Origin of the sequence: Streptomyces misionensis, from assembly GCF_007896895.1 — a bacterium.
Classification (GTDB): Bacteria; Actinomycetota; Actinomycetes; order Streptomycetales; family Streptomycetaceae; genus Streptomyces; species Streptomyces misionensis_A.
The window spans coordinates 1-17,691 of record NZ_VOGW01000116.1 but is presented as its reverse complement, the minus strand read 5'-3'; the positions used below and the strand labels follow the sequence as shown (position 1 = coordinate 17,691).

The following is a 17,691-nucleotide window of genomic DNA, read 5'->3' as shown; positions in this document are numbered from 1 at the left end:
CGGGTTCGTCCACAACCGCGGAGTTGTCCACAGGCCCGCACCGCCTCCTCGCGCATGGCGTACGGTGCGGCGCATGGCAAGTGTGCTCGTGGTCGAGGACGACCAGTTCGTACGCTCGGCGCTCATCCGGCAGCTGACCGACGCCGCGCACACCGTGCGCAGCGTCGGCACCGCGCTGGAGGCGCTGCGCGAGGTCGCCCACCACCGTTTCGACGTGGTGATCCTGGACCTCGGACTGCCCGACCTGGACGGCTCCGAGGCCCTGAAGATGCTGCGCGGCATCACCGACGTCCCGGTCATCGTCGCCACCGCCCGGGACGACGAGGCGGAGATCGTCCGCCTGCTCAACGCGGGCGCGGACGACTACCTCACCAAGCCGTTCTCGGTCGACCACCTCCTCGCCCGGATGGCGGCGGTGCTGCGCCGGGCCCGGGCCACCGGCGGCGAGGCCCCGCCCCCGGCCGTGCTGCGCGTCGGCGGCCTGACCGTGGACCCGCTGCGCCGCCAGGCCGAACTGGACGGCACCCGACTCGACCTCACCCGCCGCGAGTTCGACCTGCTCGCCTTCCTCGCGGGCCGCCCCGGCGTCGTCGTACCCCGCAGGGAACTCCTCGCCGAGGTCTGGCAGCAGTCGTACGGCGACGACCAGACCATCGACGTCCATCTGTCCTGGCTGCGCCGGAAACTGGGGGAGACGGCGGCCCGGCCGCGCTATCTGCACACCCTGCGGGGCGTCGGCGTGAAGCTGGAGCCGCCCGTGGACGCGGGGCCACCGCGATGAGGTGGGCCCTGGTCAAGGTGTGCCTCGCGGTCACCACCATGGTCGTGGTCGCCTTCGCGGTGCCGCTCGGCCTGGTGGTCCGCGAGATGGCCCGCGACCGTGCCTTCGCGGGCGCCGAGCGGGAGGCCGCCGCGGTCGCGCCCGCGCTGTCCATCACCACCGACCGGGACAAGCTGGAGCGGGTGGTGGCCTCCGCGGGCGCCGGTTCCCGGATGGCCGTCCACCTGCCCGCCGACGGCACCCGCGCCGCGCTGGACATAGGCGGGCGGCGCGCCGCCGACCGCGACATCCAGGCGGTGCGCAGGCTCGGCCGGGCCTCCACGGCCGCCGTCGCCGGCGGTTTCGCCCTGCTCCAGCCGGTGGCGCTCGGCTCCGGCTCGATCGCCGTGGTCGAGGTGTACGTCCCGGAGTCCGAGGTGACCAACGGCGTCGGCACGGCCTGGGCGGTGCTGGCCGGCGTCGGCCTCGCGCTGATCGCCGGTTCGGTCGCCGTCGCCGACCGGCTCGGGGTGCGCATGGTGCGGCCCGCGCGCCGGCTGGTCGAGGGCGCGCACGAACTGGGTGAGGGCAAGCTGGGCGCCCGGGTTCCGGAGGAGGGCCCGACCGAACTGCGGCTCGCCGCGGTCGCGTTCAACTCCATGGCCGACCAGGTCGTCCAACTCCTCGCCAACGAACGGGAGCTGGCCGCCGACCTCTCGCACCGGCTGCGCACCCCGCTCACCGTGCTCAGGCTCAACGCCGCCTCCCTGGGCGCCGGACCGGCCGCCGAGCAGACCCGCACCGCCGTCGCCCAGCTGGAGCGCGAGGTGGACACCATCATCCGCACGGCGCGGGAGGCCAAGCCGCAGACGGCCCCCGCCGGTCCCGGCGCCGGCTGCGACGCGGCCGAAGCGGTGCGCGAGCGCATGGAGTTCTGGTCCGCGCTCGCGGAGGACGAGGGCCGCACCTGGCGGGTGGCGGGCGTGGACCGGCCGGTGCGGATACCCGTGGCCCGCGCCGACCTGACCGCCGCGCTCGACGCCCTGCTCGGCAATGTCTTCCGGCACACCCCCCAGGGCACCGCCTTCGCGGTGGACGTGCACCACGGCGAGGACGCGGTGATCGTGCTGGTCTCCGACGCGGGGCCGGGCATACCCGACCCCGAGGCGGCGATGGCCCGCGGCCGGGGTTCCGGCACCACCGGCTCCACCGGACTCGGCCTCGACATCGTGCGCCGGCTCGCCGAGTCCACCGGCGGTGACGTCCGCATCGGCGGCTCGGTCCTGGGCGGCACCGAGATACGGGTCCGGTTCCAGTCCGACGGGCGCGGGCCGCGGGGGCGGGGCCACCGAGGGGCCGCGCGAAGGCGCCGGGCGCGGAAACTGGTCTCCACCTTTAACCGGTCCCGATCCCTCCCTTAAGCGAACCCTAAGAACTCCGACCGCCGCCCGCATCAGGCCGTTTGCCCGATTCCGGATCGCTAGCGTGCTGCCGCACCGCACCCCCGTGCGAAACCCCGTGAGAACGAAGGCAGGCAGGCGCATGAGCACGCACCGGCGCAGGATCAGTGGCAGGAACAAGGCGATAGGCGGCCTGGTCGCCGCGGCCGTGGTCGGCGGCGGCGCGCTCCTGTTCACCGGCACGGCGAGCGCGGCGGTGGTCAACGCCGCGTACACGAGGACCAGCGACTGGTCGACCGGCTACACCGGCCAGTACGTCGTCACCAACAACAGCACCGCGCGGGAGAAGACCTGGACGCTGGAGTTCGACCTGCCGGCCGGGACCAAGCTGTCCTCGCTGTGGAACGGGGAGTCGAGCGTCAGCGGACAGCACGTCACCGTCCACCCGGCGAGCTACGCCAAGGGCGCCACCGACGGCGTGCTGACCTTCCGCGTGCCCAACGAGGAGGACAACGCCTCCACCACCAAGGTCCAGATCTTCCTGCCCACCGACCACCCCGTCCTCGGCATCCTGGTCCACCCGCAGGACGGCTGGACGGCCAAGGTGACCACCACCAAGCTGAAGAAGCCGGTCGAGACCGACGACGGCACGCTCACCGAGGCCGCCTCCGAGATCACCTTCAGCGGCGGCAGGATCGCCGCCGGGCAGTACGCGGACTTCAACGTCGCCTTCGGTCAACTTCCCGAAGACGTGGAGCAGTTGGTCTTCAAAACCTTGCAGACGTACTCGGACGGCAAGGTGGTCCGCTGGATCGAGCAGCCCGCCTCGGGCGACGACGAACCGGACAACCCCGCCCCCGTCCTGAAGCTCACCGCCGCCGACGCCTCACCCGCCGCGGCCCCGGCCGCCGCCACCGCCGAGGCGGCCGGCGCGAGCGACTCCACCGCACGCGGGCTCGGCGTCGCCGGCCTGGTCACCGGCGTCCTGGGCCTGGCCGCCGCCGCGTTCGCGCTGGTCCGTGCACGGAGCGCCGCGCGGTCGTGACCGCGGCCCCCTCGGCGGGGCGACCCCTGCCGCTCGCCGGAGGCAACCCGGAAGGGCGAACCCGGCGCGCGGTGGGGCGCCGTCGAAGCGGAACCGGGAATGCGGCGGCCGCCGCCCGCCGTTGCTCACGGCATGACCCAGGACCCCACGCAGGACGCACTGCTCCCGCTGCTCTCCGAAGGACACGGCGGCGTACTGGTCACCCTCCGGCGCGACGGCCGCCCCCAGCTGTCCAACGTCGTCCACGCCTACGCCCCCGACGAGCGGATCATCCGCGTCTCCGTCACCGACGACCGTGCCAAGACCCGCAATCTGCGCCGCGACCCCCGCGCCTCGTACCACGTCACCAGCGCGGACCGCTGGGCGTACACCGTCGCCGAGGGCACGGCCGAGCTGTCCCCGGTCGCCCGGGACCCCCATGACGACACCGTGGAGGAGCTGGTCCGGGTCTATCGCGAGGTGCTCGGCGAGCACCCCGACTGGGACGACTTCCGCGCCACGATGGTCCGCGACCGCCGCCTGGTGGTGCGGCTGCGCGTCGAGCGGGCGTACGGCGTCCCGAAGCGCTGACCCCGGACAACCGGCCGCCCGCCGGTCCCGGGCGTCCGTCTCAGACGGCGTGCCCGGACGCCCGCTCGGTCCGCGCCTCGATCGCCCGCAGCACGGCGACCATGTCCTCGCCGCCGTGCCCCTGGGCCACCGTCTCCCGGAAGAGGGCGTGGCAGACGTCGAGCAGCGGGGAGGCCAGCCCGGCCTCCCGGGCGGCCTCGGCGACCAGCCGGTTGTTCTTCAGCACGTCGAGCGCGGCGGCCTGCACGCCGAAGTCCCGCTCGCGCAGCTTGGGCGCCTTCATCCGGGAGACCGCGCTGGCCATGGGGCCCGCGTCCAGCACGTCCAGGAACAGACGGGGGTCCAGCCCCTGCCGCTGCGCGAAGTGGAACGCCTCGGTCAGTCCCGTCACCAGGGTGATCAGGAACAGGTTGACCGACAGCTTCATCAGCAGCGCGCCCGGGGCCGCGCCGCACACGAACGTCTCGCGGCACATCGGCGCGAGCAGCGGCCGCACCCCTTCCACGGCGGCCGGCTCGCCCGCGAGCATGGCGACCAGCTGCCCCTGCTCCGCCGGGACCCGGGAGCCCGAGACGGGCGCCTCGACGTAGTGGCCGCCGGCGGCGCGGATCTCGGCCTCCAGGGCGCGGGAGTACGCGGGGGAGGTCGTGCCCATGTGGACGACGGTGCGGCCCGCGACCCGCGCGGCCTGCTCCGGGGTGCCGCGGCCGAGGACCGCGTCGACGGCCGCCTCGTCGGCGAGCATCAGCAGCACCACCTCCGCCCGCGCGAACACCTCGGCGGGGTCGCGGGCGACCTCGGCGCCGGCCGCGCGCAGCGGTTCCGTGCGGTGCGGGGTGCGGTTCCACACCACCAGGGGCGTGCCGGCCGCCGCCAGGCGCAGGGCCATGGGCCCGCCCATCACTCCGAGACCGAGGAAACCGACGTGCACGGGGGCCGCCCTTCGCGCCGCGAGCCGACTATGACAGTGGTCATAGTAGCGAGCGTTATGACGGCAGTCATAGAGTTGACCCCCGGGCGAGGCGAGGAACGGAGGCCGGGAATGGGCGAGCGGCAGCGGGGGCCGCGCGAGCGGATGGTGTTCAGCGCGGCGCAGCTCATCCGGCGCGACGGGGTGAAGGCGACCGGGATGCGCGAGGTGGCGGCGCACGCCGGGGCGCCGCGCGGCTCGCTCCAGCACTACTTCCCGGGCGGCAAGGAACAACTGGTGGGCGAGGCGGTCGCCTGGGCCGGACGGTACGCGGGCAAGCGGATCGCCCGCTTCGTCGAGGGACTGGCCGAGCCGCTGCCGAGCGCCCTGTTCGCGGCGATGGTCGCGCAGTGGACCGACGAGTACGACCGCGACGGCTTCGGCGCGGGCTGCCCGGTGGCCGCCGCCACCGTCGACTGCGCCTGTCTGGGCGACGCCACCCGCGAGGCGGTGGCCGCCGCGTTCACCACCTGGCGCACCCCGCTCGCCGAGGCACTGGCCGGGATGGGCGTGCCCGCCGACCGCGCCGGTTCCCTGGCCACGCTGATGATCAGCACCCTGGAGGGCGCGATCCTGCTGGCCCGCGCCGAACGGGACGTACGGCCCCTGACCACCGTGGTACGGGAACTCGGCCCGCTGCTCGACGCCGCCGTGGCCCGGCCCGCCTGAGCCCCGCCGTACCTCAGGCGGCGGCCCGGCCGGCCGTGAGGTAGGCGACCACCATGTCCCCGAGCATGGTCCGGTAGTGCGCGCGCCGGGCCGGGTCCCCCAGGTCCCGGCCGAACAGCGCGCCGAACGTACGCCCGTGCACGCCCCGGAAGAAGCAGAACGAGCTGATCACCGCGTGCACGTCCGCCGCGTCCACATCCGTTCTGAACACCCCCGACTCCTGCCCGGCGGTCAGGGCGCGGCGCAGCACGTCGAGCGCCGGGGAGCCGATCGCGCCCCCCGCGCGGCCGGTGGCGAGGTGTTCGACGGCCTGGCCGTTCTCGATGCTCAGCAGGCGCAGGTGATCCGGGTGCCGCTCGTGGTGGTCGAAGACCAGCCCGGCCAGCCGGCGGATGCCCGCGACCGGGTCCAGGTGGGCCACGTCCAGGCGCCGCTCGGCCTCCCGGAGCGCGCCGTGGGCCCGTTCGACGACGGCCGTGAACAACTGCTCCTTGCCGCCGAAGTAGTAGTAGATCATCCGCTTGGTGGTGCGGGTGCGGGCGGCGATCTCGTCGACGCGGGCGCCGTCGTAACCGGCCCGGGCGAACTCCCGTGTGGCCACGTCGAGTATCTCGGCCCTGGTGCGGGCGGCGTCACGCGCCCGCCCGTCGGCTCGTGCCGGTTCTTCGACGCTGGTCATGGGGGTTCCTTCGGCCTTGATGCCCCGCGGTGGTGCGCTCGTTCGCTGCCCGGTGATTCTAGGGCCTCTCGTGTGGATCAGGCCGGATCCACACGAAAGACCCTGTGCGCCGTCACGGCGGGGGACAGGGCGCGGCCCGGGTCACAGGGGGTGACCCGGGCCGCGCCATCTCCGGTGCTACGGCTGCCGGTTCCACTCGGCGATCACCGGGCGCCCGTGTTCCGTGGACAGCCGGCTCACCGTGCCGGTGGCCAGCTGGAACAGCCGGCCCTCGGCGGGCGGCAGACCCAGCCGACGGGCCGTCAGCACCCGCAGGAAGTGGGCGTGGGCGACCAGCACCACGTCCCCGGCGTCCTCGGCGAGCGCGTCGTCGACGCGGGCCAGCACCCGGTCGGCGCGGGCCCCGACCTCGGCCGGCGACTCGCCGGGATGCCCTTCGGGCCCGGGCGCCACCCCGTCGGTCCACAGGTCCCAGTGGGGGCGGGTCCGGTAGATCTCACGGGTGGTGATGCCCTCGTAGCCGCCGTAGTCCCACTCGTGCAGGTCGGGGTCGGGTACGACCCCGGTGACACCGGCGAGTTCGGCGGTGCGCAGCGCGCGGGCGAGCGGGCTGGCCAGCGCCAGTGAGTAGGTCCGGCCGGACAGGAGCGGGGCGAGGGACTTGGCCTGTTCCTCGCCGTGGTCCGTCAGGGGCAGGTCGGTGAAGCTGGTGTGCTGTCCCGACCTGCTCCACTGCGTCTCCCCGTGGCGGACCAGCAGGAGGTCCGCCACGGTCAGCCCTTCTTCTCGACCGCGTGGCCGCCGAACTGGTTGCGCAGCGCGGCGATCATCTTCATCTGCGGCGAGTCGTCCTGCCGGGAGGCGAACCGGGCGAACAGCGAGGCGGTGATCGCCGGGAGCGGCACCGCGTTGTCGATGGCCGCCTCGACGGTCCAGCGGCCCTCGCCGGAGTCCTCCGCGTAGCCGCGCAGCTTGTCCAGGTGCTCGTCCTCGTCCAGCGCGTTGACCGTGAGGTCGAGCAGCCAGGAACGGATGACGGTGCCCTCCTGCCAGGAGCGGAAGACCTCGCGGACGTTGTCCACCGACTTGACCTTCTCCAGCAGCTCCCAGCCCTCGGCGTACGCCTGCATCATGGCGTACTCGATGCCGTTGTGGACCATCTTGGAGAAGTGCCCGGCGCCGACGCGGCCCGCGTGCACATAGCCGTACGGGCCCTCCGGCTTGAGCGCGTCGAAGATCGGCCGCAGCCGGTCGACGTGCTCCTTGTCGCCGCCGACCATGAGCGCGTAGCCGTTCTGCAGGCCCCACACACCGCCGGAGACGCCCGCGTCCACGAAGCCGATGCCCTTGACGCCGAGCTCCGCGGCGTGCTTCTCGTCGTCCGTCCAGCGGGAGTTGCCGCCGTCGACCACCGTGTCGCCCTCGGACAGCAGGTCCTTGAGCTCGTCGATGACGCCCTGGGTGGCGGTGCCGGCCGGGACCATCACCCAGACCGTGCGCGGCGCCTCCAGCTTCTCGACCAGCTCTTCGAGGCTCTTGACGTCGGAGACTTCGGTATTGCGGTCGTAGCCGATGACGGTGTGGCCGGCGCGGCGGATCCGCTCGCGCATGTTGCCGCCCATCTTGCCGAGACCGATGAGACCGAGCTGCATGATCAGTTCACTTCCTGAGAGAACGGTAGGCCGCGACCAGGGCCGTGGTGGACGGGTCGAGGCCGGGGACCTCGGCGCCCTCGGTGAGGGCCGGTTCGACGCGCTTGGCGAGGACCTTGCCCAGCTCCACGCCCCACTGGTCGAAGGAGTCGATGTCCCACACCGCGCCCTGCACGAACACCTTGTGCTCGTAGAGGGCGATCAGCTGGCCGAGCACGGACGGCGTCAGCTCCGTGGCGAGGATCGTGGTCGTCGGGTGGTCGCCGCGGAAGGTGCGGTGCGCCACCTGCTCCTCGGGCACGCCCTCCGCGCGGACCTCCTCGGCGCTCTTGCCGAAGGCGAGCGCCTGGGTCTGGGCGAAGAAGTTGGCCATCAACAGGTCGTGCTGCGACCGGAGTTCGTCGCTCAGCTCGCCGATGGGGCGGGCGAAGCCGATGAAGTCGGCCGGGATCAGCTTGGTGCCCTGGTGGATCAACTGGTAGTACGCGTGCTGCCCGTTGGTGCCGGGGGTGCCCCAGACCACCGGTCCCGTCTGCCATTCCACGCGCCGCCCCTGCCGGTCCACCGACTTGCCGTTGGACTCCATGTCCAGCTGCTGGAGGTAGGCGGTGAACTTGGACAGGTAGTGGCTGTACGGCAGCACCGCGTGCGACTGGGCGTCGTGGAAGTTGCCGTACCAGATGCCCAGCAGGCCGAGCAGCAGCGGGGCGTTGGCCTCCGGGGGAGCGGTGCGGAAGTGCTCGTCGACCAGGTGGAAGCCGTCCAGCATCTCCCGGAACCGGTCCGGCCCGATGGCGATCATCAGGGAGAGGCCGATCGCCGAGTCGTACGAGTACCGGCCGCCGACCCAGTCCCAGAACTCGAACATGTTGTCCGGGTCGATGCCGAACTCGGTGACCTTGGCGGCGTTGGTGGACAGCGCCACGAAGTGCTTCGCGACCGCCTTCTCGTCGCCGTCGAAGGCCTTCAGCAGCCAGGACCGGGCCGACGTGGCGTTGGTGATCGTCTCGATCGTGGTGAAGGTCTTGGACGCGACGATGAACAGGGTCTCCGCCGGGTCCAGGTCGCGGGTCGCCTCGTGCAGGTCGGCGCCGTCCACGTTGGACACGAACCGGAACGTCAGCTCCCGCGCGGTGTACGGGCGCAGCGCCTCGTAGGCCATCGCGGGGCCGAGGTCGGAGCCGCCGATGCCGATGTTGACGACGTTCCTGATGCGCTTGCCGGTGTGCCCGGTCCAGGCGCCGGAGCGGACCCGCTCGGCGAAGCCGGCCATCTTGTCGAGCACCGCGTGCACCTTGGGCACCACGTTCTCGCCGTCGACCTCGATCACCGCGTCCCGGGGGGCGCGCAGCGCGGTGTGCAGCACCGCCCGGTCCTCGGTGACGTTGATCTTCTCGCCCCGGAACATGGCGTCGCGCAGCGCGAACACCCCGGTGGCGGTGGCGAGTTCCTGGAGCAGGGCCAGCGTCTCGTCCGTGATCAGGTGCTTGCTGTAGTCGATGTGCAGGTCGCCGACCCGGACCACGTACCGCTCGGCGCGGCCGGGGTCCGACGCGAACAGCTCGCGCAGGTGCGGCTGACCCTTGGCACGGTGGTCGGCGAGCGCCGTCCACTCGGGCCGGTGGATGAGGTCGGAATCATGGACGTCGGCCATCTCAGGCGTTCTCCTTGGCGGCCTCGCCCGTGAGGGCGATGGCGTACATCTCGTCGGCGTCGAGGCGGCGCAGCTCCTCGGCGATGAGTTCGGAGGTGGAGCGGACCTTCAGCGCGAGGGTGCGCGGCGGCTGACCCGGCAGGGTGAGCGTCGCCAGCGGGCCCTCGGGACGGTCCAGGACGATCTCGCCCTCCTGGGTGCCCAGCCGTACGGCGGTGACCACCGGCCCCTCGGTGACCACGCGGTCCACGGACACCCCCAGCCGCGCCTCCAGCCAGCGGGCCAGCAGCTCGGCGCTGGGGTTGTCCGCCTCGGCCTCCACGGCCGCGGAGGTCACCCGCACCCGGGCCTGGTCCAGGGCGGCGGCCAGCATCGACCGCCACAGCGTGAGCCGGGTCCAGGCGAGGTCGGTGTCGCCGGGGGCGTAGTTGCGGGCGCGGGTCTCCAGGACCTCCATCGGCCGGTCCACCGCGTACAGATCGGTGATCCGGCGCTGGGCGAGCGCGCCGAGCGGGTCCTTGGACGGCGTGTCGGGCGCGTCCACCGGCCACCACACCACCACCGGGGCGTCCGGCAGCAGCAGCGGCAGCACGACCGAGTCGGCGTGGTCGGACACCTCGCCGTAGGTGCGCAGCACCACCGTCTCGCCGGTGCCGGCCTCGGAGCCGACCCGGACCTCGGCGTCCAGGCGCGAGTGGGTGCGGTCGCGCAGGGTGCGGGCGTGCCGCTTGATGACGACCAGGGTGCGCGAGGGGTGCTCGTGCGAGGCCTCCTCGGCCGCCCGCATCGAGTCGTAGGCGTTCTCCTCGTCCGTGACGATGACCATCGTCAGGACCATGCCCACGGCCGGGGTGCCGATGGCGCGGCGGCCCTGCACCAGCGCCTTGTTGATCTTGCTTGCCGTGGTGTCGGTCAGGTCGATCTTCATGGCCTGCGCCAGCTCCGTCCGTCTCGTGCGAGCATCTCGTCGGCTTCCCTCGGTCCCCAGCTGCCCGACGCGTACTGTGCCGGACGGCCGTGCGCCGCCCAGTACTCCTCGATCGGGTCGAGGATCTTCCAGGACTCCTCCACTTCCTGGTGACGCGGGAACAGGTTGGCGTCGCCCAGGAGCACGTCCAGGATGAGCCGCTCGTACGCCTCGGGGCTGGACTCGGTGAACGACTCGCCGTAGGCGAAGTCCATCGACACGTCCCGGATCTCCATCGAGGTGCCGGGCACCTTGGAGCCGAAGCGGACGGTCATGCCCTCGTCCGGCTGGACGCGGATCACGATGGCGTTCTGGCCCAGCTCCTCGGTGACGGTGGCGTCGAACGGGGAGTGCGGGGCCCGCTGGAAGACGACGGCGATCTCCGTCACCCGGCGGCCCAGGCGCTTGCCGGTGCGCAGGTAGAAGGGGACGCCCGCCCAGCGGCGGTTGTCGATGCCCAGCTTGATCGCGGCGAAGGTGTCGGTCTTCGACTTGGGGTCGATGCCGTCCTCCTCCAGGTAGCCGACGACCTTCTCGCCGCCCTGCCAGCCCGCCGCGTACTGACCGCGCACGGTGTGCTTGCCCAGGTCCTCCGGGAGCCGCACCGACTTGAGCACCTTCAGCTTCTCGGTGAGCAGCGCCTCCGCGTCGAACGCGATGGGCTCCTCCATGGCGGTGAGCGCCAGCAGCTGGAGCAGGTGGTTCTGGATCACGTCGCGGGCGGCGCCGATGCCGTCGTAGTAGCCGGCGCGGCCGCCGATGCCGATGTCCTCGGCCATCGTGATCTGCACGTGGTCGACGTAACTGCGGTTCCAGATCGGCTCGTACATCTGGTTGGCGAAGCGGAGCGCCAGGATGTTCTGGACGGTCTCCTTGCCGAGGTAGTGGTCGATCCGGAACACCTGGTCCGGCTCGAACACGTCGTGCACGAGCGCGTTCAGCTCACGGGCGCTGGCCAGGTCGTGGCCGAACGGCTTCTCGATGACCGCGCGCCGCCAGGAGCCCTCGGGCGGGCTGGCCAGGCCGTGCTTCTTCAGCTGCTGCACGACCTTCGGGAAGAACTTCGGCGGCACCGAGAGGTAGAACGCGAAGTTGCCGCCGGTGCCGCGGGAGGCGTCCAGCTCCTCCACGGCGTCCTTGAGCTGCTTGAACGCGGTGTCGTCGTCGAAGTCGCCGGGGATGAACCGCATGCCCTCGGCGAGCTGCTGCCACACCTCCTCGCGGAACGGGGTGCGCGAGTGCTCACGCACCGCGTCGTGCACGACCTGCGCGAAGTCCTGGTCCTCCCAGTCCCGGCGGGCGAAGCCCACCAAGGAGAAGCCCGGCGGCAGCAGGCCGCGGTTGGCCAGGTCGTACACGGCCGGCATCAGCTTCTTGCGGGACAGGTCACCGGTCACCCCGAAGATGACCAGACCCGACGGACCCGCGATGCGCGGGAGGCGGCGGTCCCGGGTGTCCCGCAGCGGGTTCACCCAGTCGGCGGCCGGGGCGACGGGCACCCGCACCTCCCCGGGCGCCGCGGCGGGGCTCTGCTTGTCGGTCATCGCGCGTCAACTCCCTTGTTCTGCAAGGACTTCGCCACCGCGTCCAGCAGGTCCTGCCAGGCCGTCTCGAACTTGGCGACGCCCTCGTCCTCCAGCTGCTGGACGACCTCGTCGTAGGAGATGCCGAGCCGCTCGACCGCGTCGAGGTCGGCACGGGCCTGCGCGTAGCCGCCGGTCACCGTGTCGCCGGTGATCTCGCCGTGGTCGGCGACGGCGTTCAAGGTGGCCTCCGGCATGGTGTTGACCGTGCCCGGCGCGACGAGGTCGTCCACATACAGGGTGTCCTTGTACGCGGGATCCTTCACACCGGTGGACGCCCACAGCGGACGCTGCTTGTTCGCCTTGTCACCGGAGAGCGCCAGCCAGCGGTCCGAGGAGAAGACCTCCTCGTAGGCCTCGTAGGCCAGCCGGGCGTTGGCGAGGGCCGCGCGGCCCTTGAGGCCGAGGGCCTGCTCGGTGCCGAGGGCGGTCAGCCGCTTGTCGATCTCGGAGTCCACACGGGAGACGAAGAACGAGGCCACCGAGTGGATGGTGGACAGGTCGATGCCGCGCTCACGGGCCTTCTCCAGGCCGGCCAGGTAGGCGGCCATGACCTCGCGGTAGCGCTCCAGCGAGAAGATCAGCGTGACGTTGACGCTGATGCCGAGCCCGATCACCTCGGTGATCGCGGGCAGGCCCGCCCTGGTCGCCGGGATCTTGATCATCACGTTGGGACGGTCCACCAGCCAGGCCAGCTGCTTGGCCTCGGCGACGGTCGCCCGGGTGTCGTGCGCGAGACGGGGGTCGACCTCGATGGAGACCCGGCCGTCCCGGCCGTCCGTCGCCCGGTACACGGAATCCAGCACGTCGGCGGCGGCCCGCACATCGGCGGTCGTCATCATCCGCACCGCCTCGTCGACGGTCACCCCGCGCACCGCCAGATCCGTGAGCTGCTCCTCGTAGCCCTCGCCGGAGCCGATGGCCGCCTGGAAGATCGACGGGTTGGTGGTGACACCGACGGCGCTGCCGCTCGCCACCAGCGCGGCGAGGCTGCCCGAGGTGATCCGCTTGCGCGACAGGTCGTCCAGCCAGATGGACACACCCTCGTCGGCAAGGCGCTTGAGGGCTCCCGGGGTCGCGATTGCTTCGGTCACGATTCTCATCTTTCTTTCTGCGTCGGTGTCAGGCGCGCGCGGCGGCGAGCGACTCGCGGGCCGCCGCGGCGACGTTCTCGGGGGTGAAGCCGAACTCGGCGAACAGCGTCTTGGCGTCGGCGGAGGCGCCGAAGTGCTCCAGCGAGACGATCCGCCCCGCGTCGCCGACGAACCGGTGCCAGGTCAGTCCGATCCCGGCCTCGACCGCCACCCGGGCCTTCACGGCCGGCGGCAGCACCCGCTCGCGGTAGGCGCGCGACTGCTCCTCGAACCACTCCACGGACGGCATCGAGACCACCCGGGTGCCGATCCCCTCGGCCTCCAGCCGCTCCCGCGCCTCCACGGCGAGGTGCACCTCGGAGCCCGTCGCGATGATGATCACCTCCGGCACCTCGGTGGAGGACTCGCGCAGCACGTAGCCGCCCTTGGCCGCGTCCTCGTTCGGCGCGTACACCGGCACGCCCTGGCGGGTGAGCGCGAGCCCGTGCGGGGCGGGGCTGGTGGCGTGCCTCTTCAGGATCTCGGCCCAGGCGATCGCGGTCTCGTTGGCGTCCGCCGGGCGGACGACGTTCAGGCCCGGGATCGCGCGCAGCGAGGCCAGGTGCTCGACCGGCTGGTGGGTCGGGCCGTCCTCGCCCAGGCCGATGGAGTCGTGCGTCCACACGTACGTCACCGGCAGCTGCATCAGCGCCGACATCCGCACGGCGTTGCGCATGTAGTCGGAGAAGACCAGGAAGGTGCCGCCGTAGATCCGGGTGTTGCCGTGCAGCGCGATGCCGTTCATCTCCGCGGCCATGGAGAACTCGCGGATGCCGAAGTGCACGGTACGGCCGTACGGGTCGGCACCCGGCAGCGGGTTGCCCTCCGGCAGGAAGGAGCTGGCCTTGTCGATCGTGGTGTTGTTGGAGCCGGCGAGGTCGGCGGAGCCGCCCCACAGCTCGGGCAGCACCGGGCCGAGCGCCTGGAGGACCTTGCCGGAGGCGGCACGGGTGGCGACCGACTTGCCCTCCTCGAAGACCGGCAGGGCGTCCTCCCAGCCGGCGGGCAGCTCGCCCCGGCTGATCCGGTCGAACAGCTCGGCCTGCTGCGGCCGGGCGGCGCGCCACTCGGCGATCCGCTTGTCCCAGGCGGCGTGCGCCTCGGCGCCCCGGTCCAGGGCCCGCCGGGTGTGCTTCAGGACCTCGTCGTCGACCTGGAAGGACTGCTCGGGGTCGAAGCCGAGGAGGCGCTTGGTGGCCGCGATCTCCTCCTCGCCGAGCGCCGAGCCGTGGGAGGCCTCGGTGTTCCGCGCGTTCGGGGCGGGCCAGGCGATGATCGTGCGCATCGCGATGATCGAGGGCCGCTCGGTCTCCTCCTGCGCCGCCTTCAGGGCCGCGTACAGGGCGGGCACGTCCACGTCGCCGTCGGCGGTGGGCTCGATGCGCTGGGTGTGCCAGCCGTAGGCCTCGTACCGCTTGAGCACGTCCTCGGAGAACGCGGTCTCGGTGTCGCCCTCGATGGAGATGTGGTTGTCGTCGTAGAGGAAGACGAGGTTGCCGAGCTTCTGGTGGCCGGCGAGCGAGGAGGCCTCGGAGGAGACGCCCTCCTCCAGGTCGCCGTCGGAGACGATCGCCCAGATGGTGTGGTCGAAGGGGGAGGTGCCCGCGGGGGCCTCCGGGTCGAACAGGCCGCGCTCGTAGCGGGCGGCCATCGCCATGCCCACCGCGTTGGCGACGCCCTGGCCCAGCGGGCCGGTGGTGGTCTCCACGCCGGCCGTGTGTCCGTACTCGGGGTGGCCCGGGGTGCGCGAGCCCTTCGTGCGGAACGCCTTGAGGTCGTCCAGCTCCAGTTCGTAGCCGGAGAGGAAGAGCTGGGTGTAGAGGGTCAGCGAGGTGTGACCGGGGGAGAGGACGAACCGGTCACGGCCGGTCCACTCCGGGTCCGCCGGGTCGTGTCGCATCACCTTCTGAAAGATCGTGTACGCGGCAGGTGCCAGGCTCATCGCGGTGCCGGGGTGGCCGTTTCCCACCTTCTGCACCGCGTCGGCCGCAAGGAGACGGGCCGTGTCCACGGCGCGCCGGTCGAGATCGGTCCACTCGAAGCCGCCGGAAGTCTGCTCGCTCATCTTCAAGAAGTCCTCATTCAGTACGGAAGGGCTGACCGGATGTGTTCAAACTTAAAAGTCTGACTTTTTCGGTGGAAGGGCGGGGTGTGTCACCCTGTGGTGAATCTGGGACAGTGATCGCACAGCAGGGACGGCGCGAAAAGGACATGGCTGACATAACGCCCGAAGTCGGTGGCGCCGACGGCATCCGGACCTTCCCCTTCCCGACCGAGCTGGCCGTCGGCGGCGTCGGCATGCAGGTCGCCCCGATGGGAACCGGCCGCACCTGGCACGCCGACGCCCCGCTCGACCGCGTCCACCGCATCGACTTCCATGTGGTCCTGCTCTTCGCCGACGGCCCCGTCCGCCACATGGTGGACTTCACCGAGTATGAGGCGAACGCGGGTGATCTGCTGTGGATCCGCCCCGGGCAGGTCCACCGCTTCTCCCGGGAGTGCGTGTACCGCGGAACCGTGCTGACCATGCAGCCCGGCTTCCTGCCGCGCGCCATCGTGGAGGCCACCGGCCTGTACCGCTACGACCTCCCGCCGCTGCTGCACCCCGACCCGGCGCAGCTCGAAGCGCTCCGGGCGGCCCTGGACCAGCTGCGCCGCGAGTACGAGGACACCGCGACGCTCCCGCTCAGCCTGCACACGGCCGTCCTGCGGCACTCCCTGACCGCGTTCCTGCTGCGCCTCGCCCACCTCGCCGCCAGCTCGGCACCCGGCCCCCGGCAGCAGTCGGACAGCACCTTCACCCGGTTCCGGGACGCGGTCGAGCGGGGCTTCGCCACCAACCACAGCGTCAGCGCCTACGCCGACGCCCTCGGCTACTCACGCCGCACCCTGGTGCGCGCCGTCCGCGCCGCCACCGGGCAGACCCCCAAGGGCTTCATCGACCGGCGGGTCGTCCTGGAGGCCCAGCGGCTGCTGGCCCACACGGAGTTGCCGATCGGCCGGGTCGGCGTGGCCGTCGGCTTCCCGGACGCGGCCAACTTCTCCAAGTTCTTCCAACTGCACACCGGCCGCACACCGGCGGCCTTCCGGGCGGAGCTTCGCTAGGACCTCTCGCTCCATCCGGCGCCCGAACGCACCGGGGCGGGCGCCGGATGCCCCGGCGCCCGCCCCGTCTCCGGTACGGCGGTCGGCTCAGTGCCCGAAGTCGAACCAGTTGACGTTCACGAAGTCGGCCGGCTGGCCGCTGGTGAACGTGAGGTACACGTCGTGCGTGCCGGTGACCGAGGCGATGTTGGCCGGGATCGTCCGCCAGGACTGCCAGCCGCCGGTGTCGCCCACCGCGAAGCTCCCGATCGGCGTGTTGGCGCGGCTGTCCAGCCGCACCTCCACCAGGCCGCTCACCCCTGCGCCCGCGCCGCTCGCCACCCGGCCGTAGAACTGGGTGGCCGCCGTCGAGCCGAAGTTCACGCCCTTGTACAGCGCCCAGTCGCCGTTCGCGATACCGCCGATGTCCTGGCCGCCGCCGCTGTCCGTGGTGGTCTCGGCCAGAACGCCGGACTGGCCGTCGTACGACTCGGCCTGGACCGGGCTGTACGCGTCACGGTTGCCGGACGGCGGCGGGGGAGTGGTGCCACCGCCGCCGGACGACTGGAGCACCTGCACGTAGTCGACGACCATCGGGTGACCGGGCTCCGTGGCCGAGGTCGGACCGCCGCCGAAGGCGCCCGGGAAGCCGCCGCCCATCGCCACGTCCAGGATGACGAAGAAGCCGTGGTTCGTGGCGTCGGCCCAGGTCTTCGCGTCCATCTGGGCGGCCGTGACCGTCTGGTAGACGGTGCCGTCGACGGAGAAGCGGATCGCCTCCGGGCTCACCGAGCGGTCCCACTCCATGGTGTACGTGTGGAAGCCCGACTGGCACGTGCTGTTCGGGCACGCGGTCGAGTTGCCGAGGCCGGTGGTCTCGTTGCAGGGCCCGCCCGGGCTGGTGCCGCAGTGCATGGTGGCCCAGGTCTTGTTTAGGCCCTGGACGTTCTCCATGACGTCCAGTTCGCCGATGCCGGGCCAGTTCCAGTAGTTGCCGCGGAAGGGCGCGCCCAGCATCCAGAACGCGGGCCAGTACCCGGCCGCCGCGTCGCCCTTCACGTTCGGCATCTGGATGCGCGCCGACACGCGCAGCCTGCCGCCCGCAGGGGGCTGGAAGTCGGTGCGGGTGGTCTCGATCCGGCCGGAGGTCCAGTTGCCGGAGGCGTCGCGGCGGGGGGTGATGAGCAGGTCGCCGTTGCCGTCGAGGGAGACGTTGCTCGTGCCGGCCGTCATCGACTCGACCTCGCCGGTGCCCCAGCCGGCGGCCCCGCCCGGGTACGAAGTCCCGGTGTCGTACTGCCAGTTCGCCGTGTTCACACCGGAGCCGGCCGCGCCGTCGAAGTCGTCGAGGAAGACCTGCGACCAGCCGGAGGGCGGCGCCGGGGCGGACGCGTCCGCGGGCGCGCCGGTGGCGGTGGCGAGCGCCGCGGCCAGCCCGAACGTGGCCAGCGCGGCGACCAGGGCGCGGCGCAAGGAGCGGGTGCGGGGTCTGAGGGTGCCGGAGGGATCACTCATGGGGGAGGCC

At 72.2% G+C, this 17,691-nt stretch carries 16 protein-coding genes; 6 read left to right on the top strand and 10 right to left on the bottom strand.

Annotation, left to right across the window (positions count from 1 at the left end):
* Positions 1-73 precede the first annotated feature (73 nt).
* The 4 genes from FRZ03_RS20670 to FRZ03_RS20650 all read left to right on the top strand — a co-directional run bounded on the left by FRZ03_RS20670 (position 74) and on the right by FRZ03_RS20650 (position 3,775).
* On the top strand, positions 74-781 hold the full coding sequence (locus tag FRZ03_RS20670; protein ID WP_186785536.1) for a response regulator transcription factor: 708 nt from the start codon (positions 74-76) through the stop codon (positions 779-781).
* Positions 778-2,181 carry a sensor histidine kinase gene (locus tag FRZ03_RS20665; RefSeq protein WP_146466641.1) on the top strand — a complete coding sequence of 468 codons (1,404 nt, stop codon included), beginning with the start codon at positions 778-780 and terminating at the stop codon, positions 2,179-2,181. Before FRZ03_RS20670 ends, FRZ03_RS20665 begins: the two co-directional genes overlap by 4 nt.
* Positions 2,182-2,302: 121 nt before the next feature.
* Positions 2,303-3,205, top strand: a complete 903-nt coding sequence (locus FRZ03_RS39250) for a DUF1775 domain-containing protein (protein WP_186785535.1) — start codon at positions 2,303-2,305, stop codon at positions 3,203-3,205.
* A 132-nt stretch (positions 3,206-3,337) separates the two neighbouring features.
* Entirely contained in the window at positions 3,338-3,775 is a 438-nt protein-coding gene (locus FRZ03_RS20650) for a PPOX class F420-dependent oxidoreductase (protein WP_146466639.1), read from the top strand.
* 40 nt (positions 3,776-3,815) lie between these two features.
* On the opposite strand, the gene FRZ03_RS20645 is transcribed toward FRZ03_RS20650, so the two are convergent.
* Complete coding sequence (locus tag FRZ03_RS20645; RefSeq protein ID WP_398660767.1) at positions 3,816-4,925, bottom strand: NAD(P)-dependent oxidoreductase; 1,110 nt, start codon at positions 4,923-4,925, stop codon at positions 3,816-3,818.
* Here FRZ03_RS20645 and FRZ03_RS20640 point away from each other — a divergent pair.
* Positions 4,818-5,414, top strand: a complete 597-nt coding sequence (locus FRZ03_RS20640) for a TetR/AcrR family transcriptional regulator (protein ID WP_146466637.1) — start codon at positions 4,818-4,820, stop codon at positions 5,412-5,414. The two genes, FRZ03_RS20645 and FRZ03_RS20640, sit on opposite strands and share 108 nt — an antisense overlap.
* Before the next feature lie 13 nt (positions 5,415-5,427).
* On the opposite strand, the gene FRZ03_RS20635 is transcribed toward FRZ03_RS20640, so the two are convergent.
* The 8 genes from FRZ03_RS20635 to tkt form a co-directional block, all read right to left on the bottom strand.
* Positions 5,428-6,093 (bottom strand): TetR/AcrR family transcriptional regulator, encoded by a 666-nt coding sequence (locus FRZ03_RS20635; RefSeq protein ID WP_146466636.1) that lies wholly within the window; start codon positions 6,091-6,093, stop codon positions 5,428-5,430.
* 177 nt (positions 6,094-6,270) lie between these two features.
* Positions 6,271-6,864, bottom strand: coding sequence for a histidine phosphatase family protein (locus FRZ03_RS20630; RefSeq protein WP_146466635.1), 594 nt, complete (start codon positions 6,862-6,864; stop codon positions 6,271-6,273).
* A 2-nt stretch (positions 6,865-6,866) separates the two neighbouring features.
* Entirely contained in the window at positions 6,867-7,745 is an 879-nt protein-coding gene (gnd, locus tag FRZ03_RS20625) for a phosphogluconate dehydrogenase (NAD(+)-dependent, decarboxylating) (protein WP_146466634.1), read from the bottom strand.
* 7 nt (positions 7,746-7,752) lie between these two features.
* A complete protein-coding gene (pgi, locus tag FRZ03_RS20620) occupies positions 7,753-9,399 on the bottom strand; it encodes a glucose-6-phosphate isomerase (protein ID WP_146466633.1) in 1,647 nt (548 codons plus the stop codon).
* Position 9,400: 1 nt separating this feature from the next.
* Entirely contained in the window at positions 9,401-10,327 is a 927-nt protein-coding gene (gene opcA, locus FRZ03_RS20615) for a glucose-6-phosphate dehydrogenase assembly protein OpcA (protein WP_146466632.1), read from the bottom strand.
* A complete protein-coding gene (zwf, locus tag FRZ03_RS20610) occupies positions 10,324-11,910 on the bottom strand; it encodes a glucose-6-phosphate dehydrogenase (RefSeq protein WP_146466631.1) in 1,587 nt (528 codons plus the stop codon). The genes opcA and zwf overlap by 4 nt, the downstream gene beginning before the upstream one ends.
* A complete protein-coding gene (gene tal, locus FRZ03_RS20605) occupies positions 11,907-13,052 on the bottom strand; it encodes a transaldolase (protein WP_146466630.1) in 1,146 nt (381 codons plus the stop codon). Before tal ends, zwf begins: the two co-directional genes overlap by 4 nt.
* Positions 13,053-13,071: 19 nt before the next feature.
* Entirely contained in the window at positions 13,072-15,147 is a 2,076-nt protein-coding gene (gene tkt, locus FRZ03_RS20600; RefSeq protein WP_146466629.1) for a transketolase, read from the bottom strand.
* Between the two features lie 146 nt (positions 15,148-15,293).
* On the opposite strand from tkt, the gene FRZ03_RS20595 reads away from it, so the two are divergent.
* Positions 15,294-16,187: a helix-turn-helix domain-containing protein gene (locus FRZ03_RS20595; protein ID WP_146466628.1), complete on the top strand. Its 894-nt coding sequence runs from the start codon at positions 15,294-15,296 to the stop codon at positions 16,185-16,187.
* Between the two features lie 87 nt (positions 16,188-16,274).
* On the opposite strand, the gene FRZ03_RS20590 is transcribed toward FRZ03_RS20595, so the two are convergent.
* Positions 16,275-17,681 (bottom strand): glycoside hydrolase family 16 protein, encoded by a 1,407-nt coding sequence (locus FRZ03_RS20590; RefSeq protein WP_146466627.1) that lies wholly within the window; start codon positions 17,679-17,681, stop codon positions 16,275-16,277.
* Positions 17,682-17,691 lie beyond the last annotated feature (10 nt).